The organism is Paenibacillus sp. PDC88 (genome assembly GCF_900106725.1).
Classification (GTDB): Bacteria; Bacillota; Bacilli; order Paenibacillales; family Paenibacillaceae; genus Paenibacillus; species Paenibacillus shunpengii.
On sequence record NZ_FNNT01000001.1, the window covers coordinates 119,845 to 140,143 of the forward strand.

The 20,299-nt window shown below is 44.9% G+C and carries 17 protein-coding genes; 4 read left to right on the top strand and 13 right to left on the bottom strand.

Annotation, left to right across the window (positions count from 1 at the left end):
• Positions 1-15 precede the first annotated feature (15 nt).
• On the top strand, positions 16-870 hold the full coding sequence (locus tag BLW49_RS00485; RefSeq protein WP_090722565.1) for a LysR family transcriptional regulator: 855 nt from the start codon (positions 16-18) through the stop codon (positions 868-870).
• Between the two features lie 61 nt (positions 871-931).
• Here the strand turns inward: BLW49_RS00485 and BLW49_RS00490 are convergent, their stop codons facing one another.
• Positions 932-3,142, bottom strand: coding sequence for a stalk domain-containing protein (locus BLW49_RS00490; protein WP_090722567.1), 2,211 nt, complete (start codon positions 3,140-3,142; stop codon positions 932-934).
• Between the two features lie 240 nt (positions 3,143-3,382).
• Between BLW49_RS00490 and BLW49_RS00495 the strand changes: the two genes are divergently transcribed.
• Positions 3,383-4,573: an FtsW/RodA/SpoVE family cell cycle protein gene (locus tag BLW49_RS00495; protein ID WP_090722569.1), complete on the top strand. Its 1,191-nt coding sequence runs from the start codon at positions 3,383-3,385 to the stop codon at positions 4,571-4,573.
• Between the two features lie 63 nt (positions 4,574-4,636).
• Here BLW49_RS00495 and BLW49_RS00500 read toward each other — a convergent pair whose 3' ends face one another.
• From BLW49_RS00500 to BLW49_RS00510, 3 genes are all read right to left on the bottom strand, one after another.
• The gene (locus tag BLW49_RS00500) at positions 4,637-4,828 is read right to left on the bottom strand and encodes a hypothetical protein (protein ID WP_076310860.1); all 192 of its coding nucleotides are present in this window, start codon (positions 4,826-4,828) and stop codon (positions 4,637-4,639) included.
• A gap of 124 nt (positions 4,829-4,952) precedes the next feature.
• Positions 4,953-6,431, bottom strand: a complete 1,479-nt coding sequence (locus BLW49_RS00505) for an alanine/glycine:cation symporter family protein (protein ID WP_090722571.1) — start codon at positions 6,429-6,431, stop codon at positions 4,953-4,955.
• Positions 6,432-6,763: 332 nt separating this feature from the next.
• Positions 6,764-8,143: an MATE family efflux transporter gene (locus BLW49_RS00510; RefSeq protein WP_371264502.1), complete on the bottom strand. Its 1,380-nt coding sequence runs from the start codon at positions 8,141-8,143 to the stop codon at positions 6,764-6,766.
• Between the two features lie 161 nt (positions 8,144-8,304).
• Between BLW49_RS00510 and BLW49_RS00515 the strand changes: the two genes are divergently transcribed.
• The gene (locus tag BLW49_RS00515) at positions 8,305-9,183 is read left to right on the top strand and encodes an AraC family transcriptional regulator (protein ID WP_090722573.1); all 879 of its coding nucleotides are present in this window, start codon (positions 8,305-8,307) and stop codon (positions 9,181-9,183) included.
• A gap of 62 nt (positions 9,184-9,245) precedes the next feature.
• Here the strand turns inward: BLW49_RS00515 and BLW49_RS00520 are convergent, their stop codons facing one another.
• From BLW49_RS00520 to speB (BLW49_RS00555), 8 genes are all read right to left on the bottom strand, one after another.
• The gene (locus tag BLW49_RS00520; protein WP_076310863.1) at positions 9,246-10,121 is read right to left on the bottom strand and encodes a hypothetical protein; all 876 of its coding nucleotides are present in this window, start codon (positions 10,119-10,121) and stop codon (positions 9,246-9,248) included.
• Between the two features lie 258 nt (positions 10,122-10,379).
• On the bottom strand, positions 10,380-11,723 hold the full coding sequence (locus tag BLW49_RS00525) for an MFS transporter (protein WP_256209613.1): 1,344 nt from the start codon (positions 11,721-11,723) through the stop codon (positions 10,380-10,382).
• Positions 11,692-12,564: an oligopeptide ABC transporter permease gene (opp4C, locus tag BLW49_RS00530; protein ID WP_090723769.1), complete on the bottom strand. Its 873-nt coding sequence runs from the start codon at positions 12,562-12,564 to the stop codon at positions 11,692-11,694. The genes BLW49_RS00525 and opp4C overlap by 32 nt, the downstream gene beginning before the upstream one ends.
• A 75-nt stretch (positions 12,565-12,639) precedes the next feature.
• Complete coding sequence (locus BLW49_RS00535) at positions 12,640-13,590, bottom strand: ABC transporter permease (RefSeq protein WP_076310866.1); 951 nt, start codon at positions 13,588-13,590, stop codon at positions 12,640-12,642.
• On the bottom strand, positions 13,583-14,647 hold the full coding sequence (locus tag BLW49_RS00540; protein WP_256209519.1) for an ABC transporter ATP-binding protein: 1,065 nt from the start codon (positions 14,645-14,647) through the stop codon (positions 13,583-13,585). Before BLW49_RS00540 ends, BLW49_RS00535 begins: the two co-directional genes overlap by 8 nt.
• 4 nt (positions 14,648-14,651) lie before the next feature.
• On the bottom strand, positions 14,652-15,641 hold the full coding sequence (locus tag BLW49_RS00545) for an ABC transporter ATP-binding protein (protein ID WP_076310867.1): 990 nt from the start codon (positions 15,639-15,641) through the stop codon (positions 14,652-14,654).
• 28 nt (positions 15,642-15,669) lie between these two features.
• Positions 15,670-17,310 carry an ABC transporter substrate-binding protein gene (locus BLW49_RS00550; RefSeq protein ID WP_076310868.1) on the bottom strand — a complete coding sequence of 547 codons (1,641 nt, stop codon included), beginning with the start codon at positions 17,308-17,310 and terminating at the stop codon, positions 15,670-15,672.
• Positions 17,294-18,295 (bottom strand): agmatinase, encoded by a 1,002-nt coding sequence (gene speB, locus BLW49_RS00555; RefSeq protein WP_090722576.1) that lies wholly within the window; start codon positions 18,293-18,295, stop codon positions 17,294-17,296. The genes BLW49_RS00550 and speB (BLW49_RS00555) overlap by 17 nt, the downstream gene beginning before the upstream one ends.
• A 346-nt stretch (positions 18,296-18,641) precedes the next feature.
• Between speB (BLW49_RS00555) and BLW49_RS00560 the strand changes: the two genes are divergently transcribed.
• Positions 18,642-19,190, top strand: a complete 549-nt coding sequence (locus BLW49_RS00560) for an ANTAR domain-containing response regulator (RefSeq protein WP_076310870.1) — start codon at positions 18,642-18,644, stop codon at positions 19,188-19,190.
• A gap of 85 nt (positions 19,191-19,275) precedes the next feature.
• Here the strand turns inward: BLW49_RS00560 and speB (BLW49_RS00565) are convergent, their stop codons facing one another.
• A complete protein-coding gene (gene speB, locus BLW49_RS00565; RefSeq protein ID WP_090722578.1) occupies positions 19,276-20,247 on the bottom strand; it encodes an agmatinase in 972 nt (323 codons plus the stop codon).
• Between the last annotated feature and the right edge of the window lie 52 nt (positions 20,248-20,299).

Sequence of the window (20,299 nt, forward strand, 5' to 3'; positions counted from 1 at the left end):
GCAGGTCATATTCATATGGATATCACACAGATTGAAGCTTTACTGGCTGTTTGTAAGATTCGCAATTTTACGAAAGCGGCGGAATTTCTACATATTTCACAATCTGCGGTTACGGCCAGAATCAAAGCGCTCGAAGCCACATTAGGAAAAACACTGCTCGACCGGGATAAACGAAATGTCCGTCTTACTCAAGCAGGCATCGCCTTTTTACCTTATGCAGAGAGAATGCTGCGAATTTACGAGGAGAGTAAGGTGACACTCCAAGAGGAAGTGGATCATCACCTTATTGTTAGCGGACCTGGGTCCGTATGGCACTACACTTATTTGCAGAACATGCTTGATTTCAGAGAAAAGCACCCAAGTATTGCTGTCAAATTTCTAAGCTATATTGACTCCAGCTATATGATTCGTGACCTGTTACTCGATGGAATCGTACAGCTCGCCCTTCGTTACGATCCGCCAGTACATCCGAAATTTACGAAGAAGTTCTTGTTTGAGGAGGAAATTATACTCGTTTCATCCAAACCGAGAGAGAACTTCATCACAAGGACTGATTTCTATGATCAGAATTATTATCATATTGAATGGGGCCGTCCCTTTCCAGAATGGTTCAGGGGTATCGTGGGTGATGCCTATATTCCTCCGCTTCAGACCGATCATTCGGCAATTATGCTGACCATGCTTCTGCAGGGAGGTGGATTTGGTTATCTACCTCGCGCAATAGCGGACCCCTATATTCAGACAGGACAGCTGTACGAGCTGCCCACTGAATTTACTGTTCCACCCTCCAAAGTGTACGCCGTATATCTGACCGACAATCAGGATGATCCCAGGATTGAGCTGGGACTCGAGATGCTCGGTATCGAATAACGTCAAACAGCCATCTATCCCAGGTGCTTCAGGATACATGGCTGTTTGTTAATTAGGATAACTATTCTTTTTTCTCTGGCAGTGGTGTAAAGAGCAGATTGACAGGCAAATTACTTCCTGGGGCTGCAGTCATCAGGATTTCTACTTTTTGACTATAGTTTCCTGTACGGTATAATATTGCCTGCTCATTAGGTGCACTGACCTGTCCGGCAGAATAGATCGCCGTAATGTTACCGTTGACCATGGCATAACCAGAATACTTACCTCCACGTGGATTGAAGGAGATCAGTGTATTAGCCGCTACGTTATCAAATGTAATTTTGTACAGTACGCCGAAGTTACCTGTGTTGGAGGCTTCAACACCAAGCATAGGGTCCATACCCGCCAGATTCGGATCGTCCTGATTATCACCTAGAGCTAAACGCTGTGCGGAATCCCCAACATACTCAGAATAACGAATGACTCGAGTCGAATTCGGGTACGTTCCTCGGTTGTGTACGCCATCACGATCGAGAACAGGCAGCTCACCAAGCACGGTAAGCGGATCAAGCTTCTCATCAATCATCACGACATTGTACTCAATCGGATAGTCGCTGTGCATATCAGAGAATAACGAGATAACATCTCCTTGCTTCATTCTCGTCTTACTCAGCTCTGTCATCACCAGCTTGCTCTCTCCCGGTTCGAGTGTCAGCATCGATCGTTTGGAGCCGTTCTGCATGGATTCAAAATAATTGTACACGGATTTCTTACCCGCTGCGGTTGCAATACCTGTCGGACCGGCAAATCCAAGATTCTCTGTCGTTATAGTTGCCTTCGTGGCGTTCTTGTTCGTCGCGACTACATACATCTTCACGTTCTTGCCGACATTGTTCACATGGTGAATCATAAAGCGGGTGTTACCCACAGAGGTTTCCTTATATACAATACCTTCACTGTTAACGGTTTCCGGACTGTTACTGCGAATGAGTGTGCTGGGCTCATCATAATATGAATAGTTGATTTTTGGAAGAGCAGGCACATTAGACCCGTCAAACGAGAACTTCTCCCCTGGAGGCAGCAGCAGCTTATTAAAGTCATCTGCAGAATACAGCGTTTCCCCAGTAACAATAATCGTCTTCTCATAAGTAGCTGTTAACCCTTTATTGTCGGTTACCGTAAGGCTGATCGTTTTGGGTCCTGGCGTGAAATGTGCATACGCTTTATTGCTCCAATCATGCTTCACAATTTGACCATCGTCGGTACTTTGATCCGTAATGGTAATGAATTCGCCCATTCGATATTCATCCTTATCCGTCGTGAACATGGCAACTGGCGGCAGATTAGGCTGGAGTACGGTTATCTTCTGGCTGTATGGATCACTCCAGGTTCCGTTCTCGTCTTGTACCGTGTATGTAATGGTGTACTCGCCTGCTTGAGCATAAATGTCCTGTCTGCCTTCCCAGCGTTCGTTAACAATCTCAAGTCCTGAAGGTGAAGTCGCTTCCGTTACATACGTAAGTGTTGTTTGGCCAGCAAAAATCTCCTTCTCCTGGATTGTGAACTTGGCAACAGGCTTAACCGACACATCCATAATGATTCGCTTGCCGACATTGTCTACCTTATAAGATATATTAAGTGCTTGAGTAATCGCAGTCAGCGGGACCATGAAGGTATTCTTCGTTTGGAAGGAGGTACCTTTCATCGACTTTGAAACTCCATTAACCGTATACTTGCTGCTATCCGTTTTGAAGCGCAGCTCGTTGGTTCCGCTCGTAATAATGGTTTCCTTGGTTTTCTTGTCATAAGTCACCTTATAGCCTACACGGTCCACAAGGGCACGGATCGGAACATACGATACCCCTTTCTTAACTTGCATTGGCTGAGGTGCATTATATACTTGGCCGCCTTGCTCCATCTTCGTGCTGTTAAAGTGCAGTATCAGCTCATTAGCGGAAGCCGCAGGTATAGGGTCCGTCGTATCCGTATTGTCAATAACTTCTGCAGGCGGTTCAGCCACCTCACCCGTTTCCGTTTCAGTAGGTGCGTTTGGCAATGGCGCTGGCTCGTTTGTAACAGAACTGTTATTTTCAAGTTCTCCTTGAGAGCCTTGCTGATCAGAGACAGAAGCTTCGTTTCCAGTCTCTTGAGATGTCAGGCTCTGCTCGAGAACTTTGCTCACGTCCGATTCTTGTGGAGCATTGGTTACGGTAGATTGTGCACTAACCGGGATAGCTGAAGCGATCTGTGACAAGGCCAGGACGGTTAGCATGGATAGTTTCTTCAGTTTCATTCTTTAACTCCTTCTGTTCTATTTTTCTATTCTCCTCTAAAAATCATAGTATTAGACGCTCTGTATCGGAAAAAGTTTCTAATTTTATTCTATATAATTCTAATTTTCGCCATAATATCCTAACCCATCTAATTCACAGTGGTAAGTAAAGCTGTTAAGCTTGCACACAGGTAATTGGTAAAGATTTGATGACTGAACTATAATTTAATAGAAGAGACAACAAATAGAGAGGAGTTAATCATGCTATCCCATCTCAAGAAAATAGACTGGACGATCGTTATCATTCTATGCTTTTTTATGGTTGCGAGCATTCTTCTCATTCACAGCGGCATTCAGTCTGATCCGATCATGGCCGGCTCTGACAAGACGATGCTGCTCTATTATATGCTTGGATTTGTCGTACTCTTTGGGACGGCATTTATTAATTACAAGCTGTTCATTAAATATCATTGGATTCTGTTTGCGGCTGGTCTATTGCTGCTTCTCTATGTTGCCTTCTTCGGAGATGTCATTAATGGTGCCAAAGGCTGGATCAGCTTAGGACCTGTCAATGTACAGCCAGCAGAAGTGTTTAAATTCATATTGATTTTGAGTCTTGCCGCTATTGTAGCAGCCAAGCAGCGGGAGCTCTTCTTCTGGAAAGACGTTGTGCCCATTTCTCTCCTCACCTTTGTTCCCTTCGCGTTCGTTATGGTGCAGAATGATATGGGAAACGCACTCTGCTATGTCGTCATTCTGCTGGGTATTCTATGGATTGGTAATATGAAAAACATGCATACCCTGCTGATTATGTTACTTATCGCTGTGCTCGTGTATGGAGGAATCAAATCGTATATCGGTTTTCATGATGAGATTACCAGCTTCTTGACGGATATAGACAAAGAACACTGGCTGGATCGGTTTGACGCTTGGCTACTTCCCGATGAAGCGAGCAAGGATGCCACCTACCATACCAACAATGCCAAGCTGGCTATTGCTTCGGGCGGATTATTTGGCAAGGGCTTTCTCAGCGGTGCTTACGTTCAGTCGGGCTTTGTCCCATACACCTATTCTGATTCGATTATCGTTGTAGCCGCAGAGGAGTTTGGATTTCTTGGTGTATCTGTCATTTTATTTCTGTATTTCATTATTGTTCACAGACTCATTACCATCGCGCTGGAGTGCAAGAGCAGCGAAGGTCCTGTTATCATTGTCGGAATCGTGTCCATGCTGCTCTATCAAATATTTGAGAATATCGGGATGTTTATCGGTTTAATGCCGCTGACAGGAATTACGCTGCCTTTTCTCAGCTTCGGTGGATCTTCACTGCTCATTAACATGGCTTGCATGGGAGTAGTGCTTAGCATCCGGCTATATGATGAAGAACCAGAGGAACTATTTATGAATACTCACCCTACTTATCTCATGGAGCAGAAGGAACGCTCACTATAAGCAACAAAAAAAGGGACTCTGCCTGACGTTTCTCAGGAAGAGTCCCTTGCACTGTCCGTACTTCTACTCATCATGGTTATTCATCGTTTTCCGCACTTCTTTAAACGTCCTGGCCGCATAGATTCCTACAAACACAAGACCGATCAGCATAGGGATGAATCCGATGAATTGATCTCTCCCTGTTAATGTCATGACGAGCAGGCCCACCAGTATCAAGCCGATACCTGCATATTTGTTCCATTTATTATTGCGCATTCTGTCAGCTCCACAGTTAATGTAGTACATTCACTGTAATCATACCATATCTTCACGTGGATGCTCTATTCGTTACACTGTAATATGCGGGCTTTGGCTGATGGTCGTCATCGAACAGGTATGATTAAAAATTGAATGTGTTGTTACTCTTCTTGTCTGAAGGTACTTCTGGAATGTACTCCTTCTCCCAGAACTCAGCATTCTTGATGCCCAGCTTAACCGGATCGAATACGGGGTCTTTGCCTTCTTTTTTCTGTGCTTCATAATCTCTAAGCACCTTGAGAGCAGGTTTGGTAAGAAGAAGAATTGCAATAATATTGAGCCACGCCATACTGCCAACGCCAATATCCCCGAGTCCCCATGCAAGACTCGCTGTTTTCACACTGCCGTAAAACGTTGCGAACAGGATGACCAATTTGAGTGCGAACTCAGCCCATATCCGGCGTGTCTTCTGATTAATATAAGCAAGATTAGTCTCGGCCATATAATAGTAGCCCATGATGGTCGTGAAGGCAAAGAATAACAGTGCAATCGCAATGAACGGAGCACCAAAGCCTGGAAGGAAGGTCTCTACTGCCCTGATCGTGAAATCAGGACCTGGACTAACATCACCCAAGTTATTAACAATCGGAGCTGCACCTTCTGGAATTACATTGTACATTCCCGTGATCAGAATCATGAATGCCGTAGCAGAGCATACAAACAATGTATCAATATAGATTGAGAATGCCTGAACCAAGCCCTGCTTCGCAGGATGGGATACTTCAGCAGCAGCAGCCGCATGCGGCGCCGTTCCCTGTCCTGCTTCATTGGAATAAATTCCGCGCTTCACACCCCAGCTGATTGCTGCTCCAATAATTCCACCAAAGGCAGCATGGGCACCAAATGCACTCGAAAAAATCATGCTGAATACTGCTGGAATTTCAGAGAAATTCGCGATTACAATAAGGACTGCCATAATGATATAGCCTCCAGCCATGAAAGGAACCACGATCTGGGCAACATTAGCAATCCGCTTTACCCCTCCAAAGATAATAACAGCCAGAAGAACCACAAGAACGATGCCAGTAATGACAGGATCAATATTAAAGGCCGTTGTCATTCCTGAGGCAATACTATTCGCTTGAACACCAGGAAGAAGCACACCGGTAGCCAGTACGGTCACGATCGCAAAAAGGACCGCATACCATTTCATGTTCAGACCTTTCTCTATGTAATAAGCGGGGCCACCACGAAACTGCCCATCCTGCTTCGTCTTGTACACTTGACCCAATGCTGCTTCAACAAAAGCAGAGCCTGCACCCAGGAAGGCAATCAGCCACATCCAGAATACTGCACCCGGTCCGCCGAAAGCGATGGCGGTGGCTACACCTGCGATATTACCTGTTCCAACTCTTCCCGCCAAAGCCATGGACAAGGCTTGGAAGGAGGAGACCCCCGCATCAGAGCTCTTCCCTTTAAACATCAATTGAATCATTTCCTTAACCATTCTTACCTGCATAAACCTCGTTGCAAAAGTATAAAAGAGTCCTGTCGCTAAACATAGATAAATTAATGCGTCACTCCATATAATTCCGTTTAACCAATTAACAAATGACTCCATTTGCAAACCTCCTGAGAATTATACTTTTACATTCATCGCGTCATGTAACTTAACTTATCCCTCCCAACATTTTATAAATATCCAAGATTTGAATATTTTATATAACTAACTTGAGTTATTATAGTCTGATTCAACCATGTGATGTCAATATATATTTCATATAAGTATCAATCAAAATCAGGTTTCTGGCATTAGAGAAGAGAAATGAGAGAAGCTGTAGGTATTTTGTAATTTATACAGCAGCAAGCCACAGGTTATGTCAATAATAGGTGAAACAAATAAAGAGCCCTGTCTATGATAAGAAGGACTCTTCATTAAATGATGATTTCAATTTATATTGCAGGTATCGTTTCAACAGACGGAGGAGTTACAGCTTCGTTGCTGCTCACTTCTGCCTTCTTCAAATATTTCTTTCCTCTCCATCTGTAATAAGACAGGATTCCTCTTAAATATTCATCAGCGATCATGCAGGAATAAATTCCGACCAGCCCCCATCCCATGTGAACTCCCAGTACGTAAGAGAGCCCGGTAGCTACAATCCACATCGATCCTAGTGAGATATACATTGTAAACCTCGTATCACCAATCGCATTGAGCGAGCTGCCGAGTGCCATATTGAGCATTTTTCCCGGCTGCAGGATCAGATTCATCCCGAGCAAGGAGGCCCCAATCGCAATGATCGTCTGATCATCGGTGAACAAACCTAATATATGTCTTCCGAATACAAAGAGTATAAATGCATTGACGACAACATATATTGCCCCGATACCCAGGGCCCTGTAAGCACTGCGGTATGCTTCCTTTATTTTGCCTGCACCAAACAAATGCGCAATTTGAATTTGAGCTGCCATCGCAATTGAGGATCCAAGCAGGAAACAGAACGATTCCAGAGTGTTCATATAAGTTCTCGCTGCCAGTTCTGCCGATCCCAGCGTCGCGATAAAAGAGTAAAGGATAAGCTGTGTAAAGACCCAGCAGGAGGAATTGACCCCAAGCGGCCAGCCGATCTTCATAATCTCGCCGAACAAAGGCTTGTTAAATATCCGGAATTCCTTCCACTGTATCTTATAGTCAAATGAACGAAGGAACATGTAGAACAGCAGTAATACAGCCAAAAGCCGGCTTACGACCGTTGAGATCGCTACTCCAGTAAGTCCCCACTGCGGGAAACCGAAGGCCCCGAATATGAATCCATAGTTAAAGAAGACGTGGATAATATTCATCCCGATGGCAACATACATAGGCCCCTTCGTATTTCCTGTATTCCGAATCACCGTGCTCATCGTCGCCATCATTGCCACGAGCACCATACCCCCGCCTACAATCGAAATATAAGTCCCTGCGAGCGGAAGCAATCCAGCTGGGAGCTGCAGCAGTGTAGAAATTTGTTCTGGAAACACATACAGAACGACGCTGCACAGTATGCCGATCAGCGTTGTCACGCTAAAGGCCATTATACCGATAATGCGCGCATCCTGCTTCTTGCTTGAGCCCAGCTTCTGAGCAATCAGAATCCCCGCCCCGCTGGCAATCGTTGTAAACAAGACCGTCATTGCCTGGAACAGCTGATTAGAGAATCCAACAACAGCGACAGCATCGTCGGAGATCCGGCTTACCATTAATGTATCGACTGCTCCGAGCAGAAACTGCAGAAACAGCTCAATAAATATGGGCCATGCCAGCACCCACAACGTAAACTTTTTACTATCCATATCTAATATTCCAACCTCCACAACAAAATAAGCGTTTATTACAAAAAGCATTCTGAACGCCTCAACATTTTCAAATTATAGATGGTATACTAAATGGATAATATCATTTTATGAACTCAAACTTATAATATTCAAACCTAAGGAAATGAAAGGGCTTTATTATGACGATTCTTCATTTCTCCGTCCCTCCGCTGCCGGAGTATATCATGAGCGGGATTTGTAATGGACCTATGGCAGGTAAGCATCCAAACCGCAGGAATATCGGCATATTTGATCTGCTGGTTGTGCTCTCTGGTGAGCTTGATGTCACAGAGAACGGAACTGCCTATCAGATCAGCGCAGGGAAATATTTAATACTACGGCCGGATGCGCATCATTACGGGACGAAAGATTGCTCGGAGGATACAACCTATTACTGGCTGCATTTTCAATCTTCCAGCTCATGGAGTACGGATTCTTCATCTCTGAAGCTTCCGAGCCATGATTCTTCCGAGCTGCAGTTAATGGTCCCGAATTACTTCACGTTACAGATCCCCCAGTTCGGCACGCTGCCAAGCATAGACAGAACAGAGGAATTGCTTCGAACATTAACCGGGCTTGTACAGCATGGTCATCATACTCCATCCTTATGGAAACAGCAGCTTGTCTTTCAAGAGCTGATGGAGCATTTGGCAGGAGCACTTGAGCCTCCGACTTCCTCGCCTTCCTCTACGTGCGCCAGTAAAGCTGCTGCGTATATACGCAAGTATTATCGGGAGGAATTCAAAGCTCAGACCATGGGAGAGCATATCAATTTTCACCCTGTCTATATCGCACGGTGCATGCAGAAGGAATTCAATTGTTCTCCAGTCGAGTATTTGCTGCAATACCGAATCGAGCAGGCAAAGCTGCTGCTATTACAAACAGATCTATCCATCAGCCGGGTTGCTGAAGAAGTAGGCTTTAATCAGGCTGCGTACTTCACATCCTGCTTCACCAAACAGGAAGGCATATCACCACGAAATTTTCGGAAGCGATTATTCATGAGTGATAACTCCTAGATAATGAAAAAAGGTCCGAACCCTTAAGCGGTATCGGACCTATTATCCACGTATGAGAGCCTCTATTGATCAAGCTCAATTGTATTTAGAGAAGCATAGGCGTGAGGCTTAAACCCTTCCGTCGGTTCTCCTTGCGGGATGGATACCTCATAAATGAACCAGGTGCCATCTATATCCTTGATGATATATTCATAGGAATCACCTGTCGTTTCTTCCCGTACTTTTAGATACAGGCTTGCATCGTCTATGCTGCCACTTTCCTGTTCTTCTACCGTGCCATACTTAGAGAGTCTGGTTATCCCCTCTTCTCTTAACTGTACAAGCTCCGTATCACCGCTCTCTTGACCAATCTTCACCTCATAGTCCGGATCCACATCCATAGACAACACACCGGTCTCAGGATTAAAGGTGAATATATCAAACACATATAGAGAATATCCATCTGCTGCTTTTACCAGCTCTGCTTCTTTTTGCTCCGTCGTACCTTCAAGCTGCAATTCGATCTCTGTTACGGCAGGTCTTCCGTCTCCCGGTGATTCAGAATCAATGCCTTTAGGACCCTCACTTCCTTGTGCAGAGCTTATAATCTCAATGAGAACCAACTGCTGAAGGGAGTCCTGGCCTTCAATCGGTCGCTCTTCATATTTAAACTCAAGCACGCTGTTCTCTTCTACCTCTGCAATCGCATCCTGCATTCCCTCGCCTAACTGAAAGGCTGTCGGCTTGCCATCGATTACAATCTCAACCGTGTGCGGATCGGCAAGACCTGTAAGCGTTCCTCTCGCTTCCTTGATTACTGCCTCGGGCTCATTCGGCTCCACAACGCCTTGGTCAACTCCTGGATCAGGGACAGGCCCCCCTTCCGTACTCTGACCACACCCTGCAATCGTAAATACAAATAGTAATAACCATATCATTTGAGTTCGGATTTTCATCATTCAGCACCTCCTCTATATAGGACGCGACCTTATACTTTAAAGTTGCTTGTAAATACAGAATTGGGCTCTGAACTTTTTGTATTGGTGTATTCATTTGCGTGGATTGCCGTCCTTCAAGGAATGTTGTACGCTGGGGCGGAGGATTTGTAGAATTTATCATCATACTCCTTCTCTAATTAGCTAAACAAGCCGTCACTTGTGCTTAACAAATGACGGCTAATTTGTTAGTCTCCTTTCTTAACCTTTGAGCTTATTTGCTTATTTCCCCAGGGTCTCTGGTCTCAACGATATGGTGTGCACAGGCTCTTCTTTTTTGTTTAAGTTGGAATGAATATAGAACATCGCAAGTGCAGCAAATGAAGACATCGTGCCTAGAAAAATAACCGGAACAATCCCCCAAAGATCATATACATTACCGAACATTAACGGACCAATCATTCTTCCCACATTGGCAAATCCTCCGGACAACCCCATATAGAAAGGTGCATAAGGGCCTGTTCGTTCAGAGAAAAAAGTAGGAATTGTCGGCAGCAGCATCATCTCACCGATTGTCGCCAGGATCATGCCGAGAACGAGGTAAATGTACTGATCATGGAAGAACAGGATGAAAGTAAACGCAATAGCTGAGAATATTGCACTTACAAACATTTGCCGAACGATTGTTTGTGCAAAACGGCTTTTCATCCAGGCAGTAAAAGGTTGTCCGAACAAGATTACAAAACCATTGATTGTCCACAGCAGACTGTAGAACTTAAGATCCATCCCCTTCTCGTCTATGTAAGGAGCAATTCCCGTTGACCAGAGAGAGAAGGAAATCCAGAAGAACATGGCACCAAGTGAAATAAATAAATATATGCTCATGTTTTTCAATAAGCTTTTTCGATCCAAATGTGCCTCTTCCATTATTAGCGGGTTACTTTCTTCTATTATATTGGGATTCTTATCTGTATTCGGAATAGAGTGAGGATGTGAAGAGGTGCCTGCACGTACACGCATAAAAAATAGCAAAAATATGGCAAATAAGAGTGTTGTTGTTCCTGTGAACGTATAGGTTAAAGTAAAGGAAATAGAAGCAATTAGACCACCCACCATCGCTCCAATGGACAAACCGAAATTGTTGCATACATACATCAGGTTATACAGTGTTCTTCGATGCTCTTTCCAACGAAACCCAACATAGGCGTTCAAGGATGGAAGTGCAATTCCGTTAACGAAGCCAAGCAAGCACACGCATAAAATATACGCCGGCCAGCTGTCAGTGAAGGCTATACCATACAGCGCGGCAGCAGACAGAATAAAGGAGCCGGTAATCAGGAGCTTCGGGCCAAGCCGGTAATACAAATTCCCCCCTACTATTTCACCGATTACACTGCACAGCGCTTGATATAACACAATGAGTCCGGCCTCACCATAGGATTTCCCCATTATATTGTGAACATATAGTGTAGTTAGTGGCCACATGATCGCTTTGCCTGTGGAATTGACAAAGCTGGCGGCAATAAACAGCAGCGCATCTCTTGGATATTTTTTCAGCAAATCGAGCTTGGTATTCTTCATATGCCCTCTACTTTCATACACCCGTCCTGCGTGAGTCCATCGCATCACGGATACCATCACCTATAAAATTAATGGACAGTACGGACAGTATAATAACGAGCCCCGGCGGAATCCATAACCACGGCTGAGTGGTCAGTGCAGTAATGGACTGTGCTGCATTCAGCATATTCCCCCAGCTTGCAGCCGGCGGCTGAACGCCCATTCCCAAAAAGCTAAGAGAGGATTCAGATAGAATCGCGGCAGCTGCTCCAAAAGTCGCATTGACGAGAATAGGTCCCATCGCATTCGGTAAGATATGTCCGAAGATGAGGCGAGGTGAACTGAAACCAAGCGCGATCCCGGCTCTTACAAATTCAGTTTGCCGAAGTGAGAGCACACTGCCTCTCACCAGTCTTGCAACTGCTGGCCATCCAAGCAGAGCAAGCACGATAATAATATTTGAGAGTCCTGTACCAAGTACGGTTACCAGTACAAGAATGACCATCATGCTGGGAAATGACATAAACACATCAATAATTCGATTGATCAGCATGTCAACCCATCCTCCGACATAACCTGCAATGGCGCCAACTACTGTACCTATTAGTACATACAGGATTACGGTGATAACACCTACCGCAAGCGATACCCGAGTAGCATATATCAACCTGCTGAGCACATCTCTTCCTACCTGATCCGTTCCAAGCCAGTGAGCCCCAGAAGGGGGTGCGGAGAACGCACCTATAATTGCATTCGGATCGTATGGCGCGATTAATGGCGCAAATATACCAATGAGAATTAATAATCCCATGATTATAAGGCCTGCTACAGCAAGCTTGTGCTGCATAAATCGCTGTCTAATCATTCTCCAGTAGCTATCCACTTCATAGGAAGGCACTTGAGCCATGGCTGCTGATGTCCTATCTTCTGAAGCTGCAATAGGCTGCACATTCAGTGAAGGCATACTTTCTCACTCCTTTCATTAACTGTATTTGATACGTGGATCAACGACCGCATACATCACATCAGACCATAGGTTTGCGGCTAACACAGACAAGGCGGCCAGCATATTCACGCCCATAAGCAGTGGAAAATCTCTTGAGAATATGGCTTGAATGGTGAGCTGCCCCATTCCGTTCCACTGAAAGATCGTTTCCGTAATCACTGCCCCGCCGATGAGTATGGGAATATCAAGACCCGCAATCGTGATAAGAGGGATTAGCGCATTTTTTAGCGCATGTTTATTAATAACGATAAATTCCTTCATTCCCTTTGCCCTGGCCGTCCTGAGATATTCCTGCCCGAGCACTTCAATGACACTTGAACGCACATAACGGATCATGCCCCCGGATATGGAGGTCCCTAGCGTAATTGTAGGCAGGATAAGGTGAGTCAGTGTATCCCAGAACCCTCCGCTTCCTCCCATCGAGTTCATACCACCGGTAGGAAGTATACCTAGCAGAACACCGAAGATATAAATAAGACCTAGTCCAAGAAAAAAATTGGGAATGGATACACCAAGAAGAGAGCCCGTTGACATCAAGTAATCAAATTTGGAGCCAGATTTGACAGCACAATATATCCCAATCGGTATAGCAATTAAATAACCAAACAAAATAGAAGCTCCGACTAACAGCAAGGTCGGACCAATGCGTTCAGCAATCATGGCCGTAACAGGCTGGAATGAGCTGAAGGAATGCCCAAGATCACCCTGTAATAAGTTTGCAAGCCATTTAAAATAACGGATCATAAATGGATCATTGAGCCCTAGAGCCTCTCTCCGGATCTGCTTGTCCTCCTCCGTTACATCCGGATTCACATACATATCCACCGGGTCACCAGGGGCTAGGTTAATCAGCACAAAATTTAGAAAGGTAACACCAAGAAGCACCGGAAGGGCGATAAGTAATCTACGGATAATGTAATTAAACATAGAGTGCCCCCTCTTCTCGAGTCCTCACTATTGGGTTACTTATGAGCGGATAATGACAGGCATAATGATGGTTCTGTTCAGATCCATTATTGGTCAGCACAGGTTCTTCTTCCTTACATTTATGATTTGCCAGTGGGCAGCGGGTATGAAAACGACAGCCTGTCGGTGGTGCTGCCGGACTCGGAACATCCCCTTGCAGGAGGATCCGCTCTTTATTTCGAAGATGTGGATTCGGGACAGGATAAGCATCCAATAATGCTTTGGTATAAGGATGCTTCGGATGCTGAAACAAAGCTTTGGCAGAAGCAAACTCAACGATTTTCCCTAAATACATGACTGCAATTCGGTCGCTCATATATTTAACTGAGCCTAGTCCATGTCCAATGAACAGGTATGTCAGATTAAACTCTTGTTGTAAATCCTTCAGCAAGTTCAAAATTTGGGCTTGAATCGACACATCCAGTGCCGAGACTGGCTCATCACATACGATGAGTTTAGGCTTCAGGGCCACAGCGCGAGCAATGCCTATTCTCTGTCGCTGGCCTCCCGAGAATTCGTGTGGATATTTACCAAGACTTGAGAGAGGGAGCCCAACAATCTCCATAAGCCAAGAAGCCTGCTGCAGAGCCTCTCCATCCGTCATCCCCCGTAGTACTTTGAGCGGCTCTGTCATTAAGTCCACGACCCGCTTTCTCGGATTCAAGGATGAATACGGATCTTGAAAGATCATTTGCAAGTCGCGCCTGATTCCTCGCATTTGTCCAAGAGGCAGCGGAGCAAGATCCTTTCCCTCAAATAAAACCTTACCTGTGCTGACCTCCTCCAGCTTAACAATGCTTCTCCCAAGCGTTGATTTTCCACAACCCGACTCTCCTACAAGTCCGACTGTTTCTCCAGGAAACACCGTTAAATCCACCCCATCCACCGCTTTGATATGACCGATGGTTTTCGAGAATAGTCCTTTCTTGATCGAGTAATATTTATGAACAGATTCTAGTTGAAGCAGCGGTGTTGCAGCTGTAATGATTTCTTTTTTATTCATCTGTAGTGTGGACATCGATTCACCCCTCGATCTTGGACAAATTGTCCGGCATGATTGGATACCAGCATCTTACTTTGTGACCTGCTTTAATCTCTGTAAGCGGAGGCAGCGAATGACATCGTTCCCCAGCTCTTGTGCATCGCTTCATAAATCTGCAGCCTGAAGGCATCTCCTGCAGGGAAGGAACCGAACCTTGAATAGAGCGAAGCTTCACGTCATCCATTTCTATATGAGGGATGGATTCCATCAAGCCATTGGTGTAGGGATGTGCAGGATGGTCAAACAGCTCGAACACTTCCCCTTCCTCCACCACCTGACCGGCATACATCACGATAATTCGATCCGCCATCTCTGCAACAACACCCAGGTCATGCGTAATCAGCATGATTGAAGTGCCATATTCAGAACGAATATCCTTAATCAGCTGGAGAATTTGAGCTTGAATCGTCACATCCAGAGCTGTCGTAGGTTCATCCGCAATCAGGAGCTTGGGCTTGCAGGCAAGAGCCATGGCAATCATAACCCGCTGTTTCATTCCACCTGATAAGGTATGGGGATATTGACCAAGAATCTGCTCTGCTCTTGAAAAACCGACTTGCTTAAGCAAGGTTATTGCGTGCTCTTTGGCTTGTTTAGCGTTTAAATCTAGATGCATCCGAATAACCTCGATCAATTGATTTCCGATGGTGAATACCGGATTAAGAGAGGACATCGGGTCCTGAAAGATCATGGCGATATCTTTGCCTCGAAGTTTAATCAGTTCATGTTCGGGGAGCTCAGCCAGCTCTTTATCCTGAAACCGAATGGATCCGTGAGATATATAACCACTTCGTCCAAGTAAGCGCAGAATCGATAGAGATGTCACGCTCTTCCCGCAGCCAGATTCGCCGACGATACATAAGGTCTCGCCTTCTTGAAGAGAGAAGCTGACGTCATCAACGGACGTCACTTCTCCTGTTTCTGTACGAAAATTGGTTTTCAGCTCTCGAACCGTCAGCAAATCGTTCATGCTGTACCTCCTTCGTCATTCTTGATCCTTATCTGCGTTCCCATGTGTTAACGTCATAGTGCATACCATCGACGACACCACCCTTACCGTTAATGTCCTCTCCTATTGCCATAAGGTTAAACTCGGAATATACCGTGATGAGTGGAACATCCTCCTGAATAATATTTTGAAGCTTGTCATAGATTTCACCTCGTTTCACAGGATCCGTCTCTGCCATACCCGCATCAAAGAGCGCATCTACTTCTGGATTGTTATATCGCATATCGTTCAGTGCTGCAGTCGATCGGTAGACCGTCGCTGGCCCGTCAGGATCGATAATGCTTCCGAAGCTGCTGAGCGCAAGATCGAAATCTCCTGATACCAGCTTAGAGACCGTCGTTGGAAAATCAAAATTGACCTGATTCACCTTCAGACCTATTGCCTGAAAATTTTGTTGAATTATATTCCCTGCCATTTCACGTGTTCTATCTCCAGTCGGAACAATAAGCTCAATGGGAGCATTCATATCGAAACCTGCTTCAGCTAACATTTGTTTGGCTAGTTCTGGATCATAGGAATATTTAAGGATATTCTCGTCGTGGTAAGGATGGCTGTTTGAATAAGGCCCATCCTGCAATTCGCCTGTCCCAGGCATCAGCTGATCTACAATCATTTGACGATCGATTGCGTAGGCAAGAGCTTGACGTACTTTTTTATCAGGAAACCGTTCGGTATTAATTTCAATGGAATTATATCTTCGGGTCTGTTCTTCAAGGGTCTTTAGACTTTCGATTGACTTGACTGTGCTCCACTCCGTTGCTGGAATATTCCCAACACCTTGCGCAGCATTCATGTCGAGCTCACCAGACTCTAATTGCGCAACCATATTGGCAGCGGGCATGATTTTAATAAACACTTTCTCTATCTTCGGTGCTCCCCGGTAATAATCCGGGTTGGCAGCCAGCTCAACATAAGATTTGTTCTCATACTTAACAAAAGTATAAGGTCCGGAGGTTACATTGGGACTACGCCAGAACGGATTTTGGTTCAGTTCCGCGGGATTCACTTCAGACAATATGTGTTTAGGTACAATGAGCACATCTGAGAAACGTTCATATACGAGATTGGGGTCAACCGGGGTTTTGGTGCGCAGCTCCAGATGCTTGTCATCAATGACTTTAATGGACTCCAGCTTGTCCTTTCCTTCCGGCAGCATTCCTTTCTCATTTAAACCGTCCAATGAAAAAATAGCACTGCGCTGAGTTGTAATGGTCTTCGGATTGGCGATTAAATTAATCGTAAATTCAACATCCTCCGCCGTAATTGGTGTACCATCCGTCCAGTTTGCATCTGGATGGAGGGCAATTTTGAATGTTTGATTGTCCTCTGTTTCAAATGACTCTGCCAGCTGAAGCTCAAATTGAAGTGGTCCTGTCGTCTTGATCAAGCTGTCAAAGAAATAACGATACGTAAACACAGCGCCGCTCGAACCACTTCCGTCAGAATCAATCGGATTAAACATAAGCGGAGGATTGGTGATTCCGATCGTCAACTGGTTTGCTTGAGAAGCATTACCACCAGACGCCGCTCCTACTGCGGTTCCCGCGCCTTCCCCCTGTGAGCCGCAGCCTGTTATAAGCAGCATGCCAATCAGAGGGAATAAAGCCATTTTTTTAAACCATTTTCTCATATGACATGTCCCCTTCCGCCCGTGTCACGCGTTCTGACTTCTCTCTACGCTTTACTGCAAGCAAGCTGATAAACTCAAACACAATATTAGCTGCATTCAGTGCCGTCACCTGACTTGAATCACGGTCAGGCAGTACTTCTACCAGGTCAAAACCAATAAAATCAAGGCCCGCCAAGCCTCTCAGCATCTTTTGTGCTTCGTAGGTCGTGAAACCGCCGACCTCTGGCGTTCCCGTTCCAGGCGCATAGACCGGATCCAGAAAATCAATATCAAAGGTAAGGAACACCGGGCGATCTCCGACACAGCCTTTTACCTTGCGACAAAGTTCAGGAATGGTTAAATCCCTGACATCATCTGTCGTCAACACTTCAAAACCCATCGCTCTAGCTTCCTCCAGACCATCTGCACGGTATGTTGTTCCTCTCATTCCCATCTGGATGGAATGATTAGGATCGATCAGACCTTCATCTACTGCATAACTGAAAACAGCACCATGCGACCACATTCTTTCCGGATGCTTGGATCGGCCAGTGTCAGAATGGGAATCAAAATGCACCAGACATACAGGACCATGCTTCTTGACTGCTGCTCTTAAGTGAGGCAGTGATATAGAATGATCTCCTCCCAGCAATATCGGCACCACGCCTGCTTCAAATACTGGCGTCAGCTGTTCTTCAATTGCCTGATAGGATTGTTCGATATAACCTGGGTGAACGATGAGATCCCCATAATCCACCCCTGATAAATATTCAGAAATATCAATCTGATGTACGGGAGAGATCGGCCTGATCCGCTGCGACATGCTTCGAATTGCTGACGGTCCGAACCTAGCTCCAATTCCATAACTAACACCTGTGTCAAACGGAACACCGATTACGGCAAAATCCACGTCATCATCCAGGTTTTGTTCGTAAGGCAAATGCATAAACGTATGGATTCCTGAATACAACGGTTTCCCCATTTCAATCTGTGGACGATATTTCATCTTCAGCTCACTCCATTCTATTTTCTTAGAAAAAAGCAAAAAGAGGCTGCTTAGAATTAAGCGGCCTCTTTGCCATAGACAAGCATCCCATACTAGAGGATGCATGCTTGTATGCAGTTGTGTAATGCAATTATAGAAACAGGAGTTACTTATGTCAATATGTTTAACATATTATCTTGAAATTTATTATTTTTTGTACTTTTGTGTCAGATTACTTCACTTAATCAGTTGACTTTTAAATAGATGTATTATATAAATTATCATTAATCAGGAACATTCTCCTTTGTACATACACAAAACACGAAAGCTGTTGTCTCAATTCCTACTTCGAGGTGATGGGTAAATTATGAAACCAAGATTATTGCATGTTCATGATATCCCGACGACCAAATGTCAAGTTGATGTCAAGTTCAAAGAACTAGGTTATCGTGTTGAGTCTGTTGAAGCTGAATGTATGAGTAAGCTTACAGAGAGCAGGTTTGAAATGATCATTCTCGATTTGCCTGCTTGCCGACTGAAGAAATGGCTTCATTCGGCAAACTCCTTATTCTCTTTTCCTATTCTGTGGTGGTGCGATGAACGAAAACCTGCTACTGCCGCTCCCCACGAGAAGCTCGACGGTGTACTCTGCTCAGGCATGAATGATAATGAGCTTCAATGGTCATTGCTCATAGGAGTAAAGAACTATCAGATGAGGGTCCATTTGGAACGTGAGTATCGTTTCTTATCCAGCAAGCTTGATGAGATTAAGCGTGTTGAAAGCGCCAAGCTGTCACTTAGTAAACAGAAAAATATAAGTGAGAACAAAGCGTATGAACTCATGCGTACACAGGCAATGAATGAACGCAGAAAAATCATCGAGGTCGCTGATTCCGTGTTAAAACAGACTATATGATCTGCCTCCTGGCATGCCAGGCGCACACGTTAAAACATCCGCTGAGCAATTAGCTTCAGCGGATGTTTTTTTATATAACGTGAAGTCAGACAGTCACAGATTCTGCAGCCATTAGCTTTTGACTCCGGCGATGTATTGCCAGAAGTGTAATAAACTCCGATACAATGGCGGCCGCATTCAGAGCCGTTACCCTTGTTGGATCACGGTCAGGCAGCACCTCTACAAGATCACATCCAATGATATTTATTCCAGCAAGTCCTCTCAGCATCTGAATCGCTTCATATGTCGTAAATCCCCCGACTTCAGGCGTTCCCGTTCCTGGTGCAAACACAGGATCCAGAAAATCGATGTCAAAGGTCAGGAAGACCGGTGTGTCTTTTACTCTGTCCTTGACTCTTTGACATAGCTGCTCCGTCCCCATTCTCTTCACATCATCGGTAGTAAGCAGATCAAAACCAAGGGCACGAGTTTCTTCATAGTGCGTTAAGCTCGAATGTCCCCGCATTCCCATTTGAATGGATGTCTGAGTATTGATCCAGCCTTCTTTGGCTCCATGATAAAACATATTACCATGAGAAAACCTGCGTATTTCATCCATAGGCTCCCAAGCATCCGAATGAGAATCAAAATGAACGAGGCTGATCGGACCATATTGGGCTGCAGCAGCCTTCACATGAGGATAGGATATGGAGTGGTCACCCCCTAAAATAATAGGAACAATGCCTTTATCATAAATTGGAGCAAGCTGCTCTTGAACGGTTTCATACGTCTGTTCAATATAACCAGGATAGATGGAAAGGTCACCATAATCGATTCCTGACAAATACTCACTGCTATCAATTCCTTGGGCCGGATTCGTTGTCCGGATTCGCTGTGACATTTCCCGTATTGCTGACGGACCAAATCTTGTGCCTACTGCATAACCGGCTCCCGTATCAAATGGATTTCCGATAATAGCATAATCGACATGATCCAGTGTCTTGATATGCGGAAGATGCATAAAGGTACGAATTCCTCCAAAAGCAGGTTTGCCTTTCTCTGTTAAAGGTCGATACATGTACAACACTCCTTAGAATGATTTAAAAATGCATAAAGTAAACAGAAAGAGC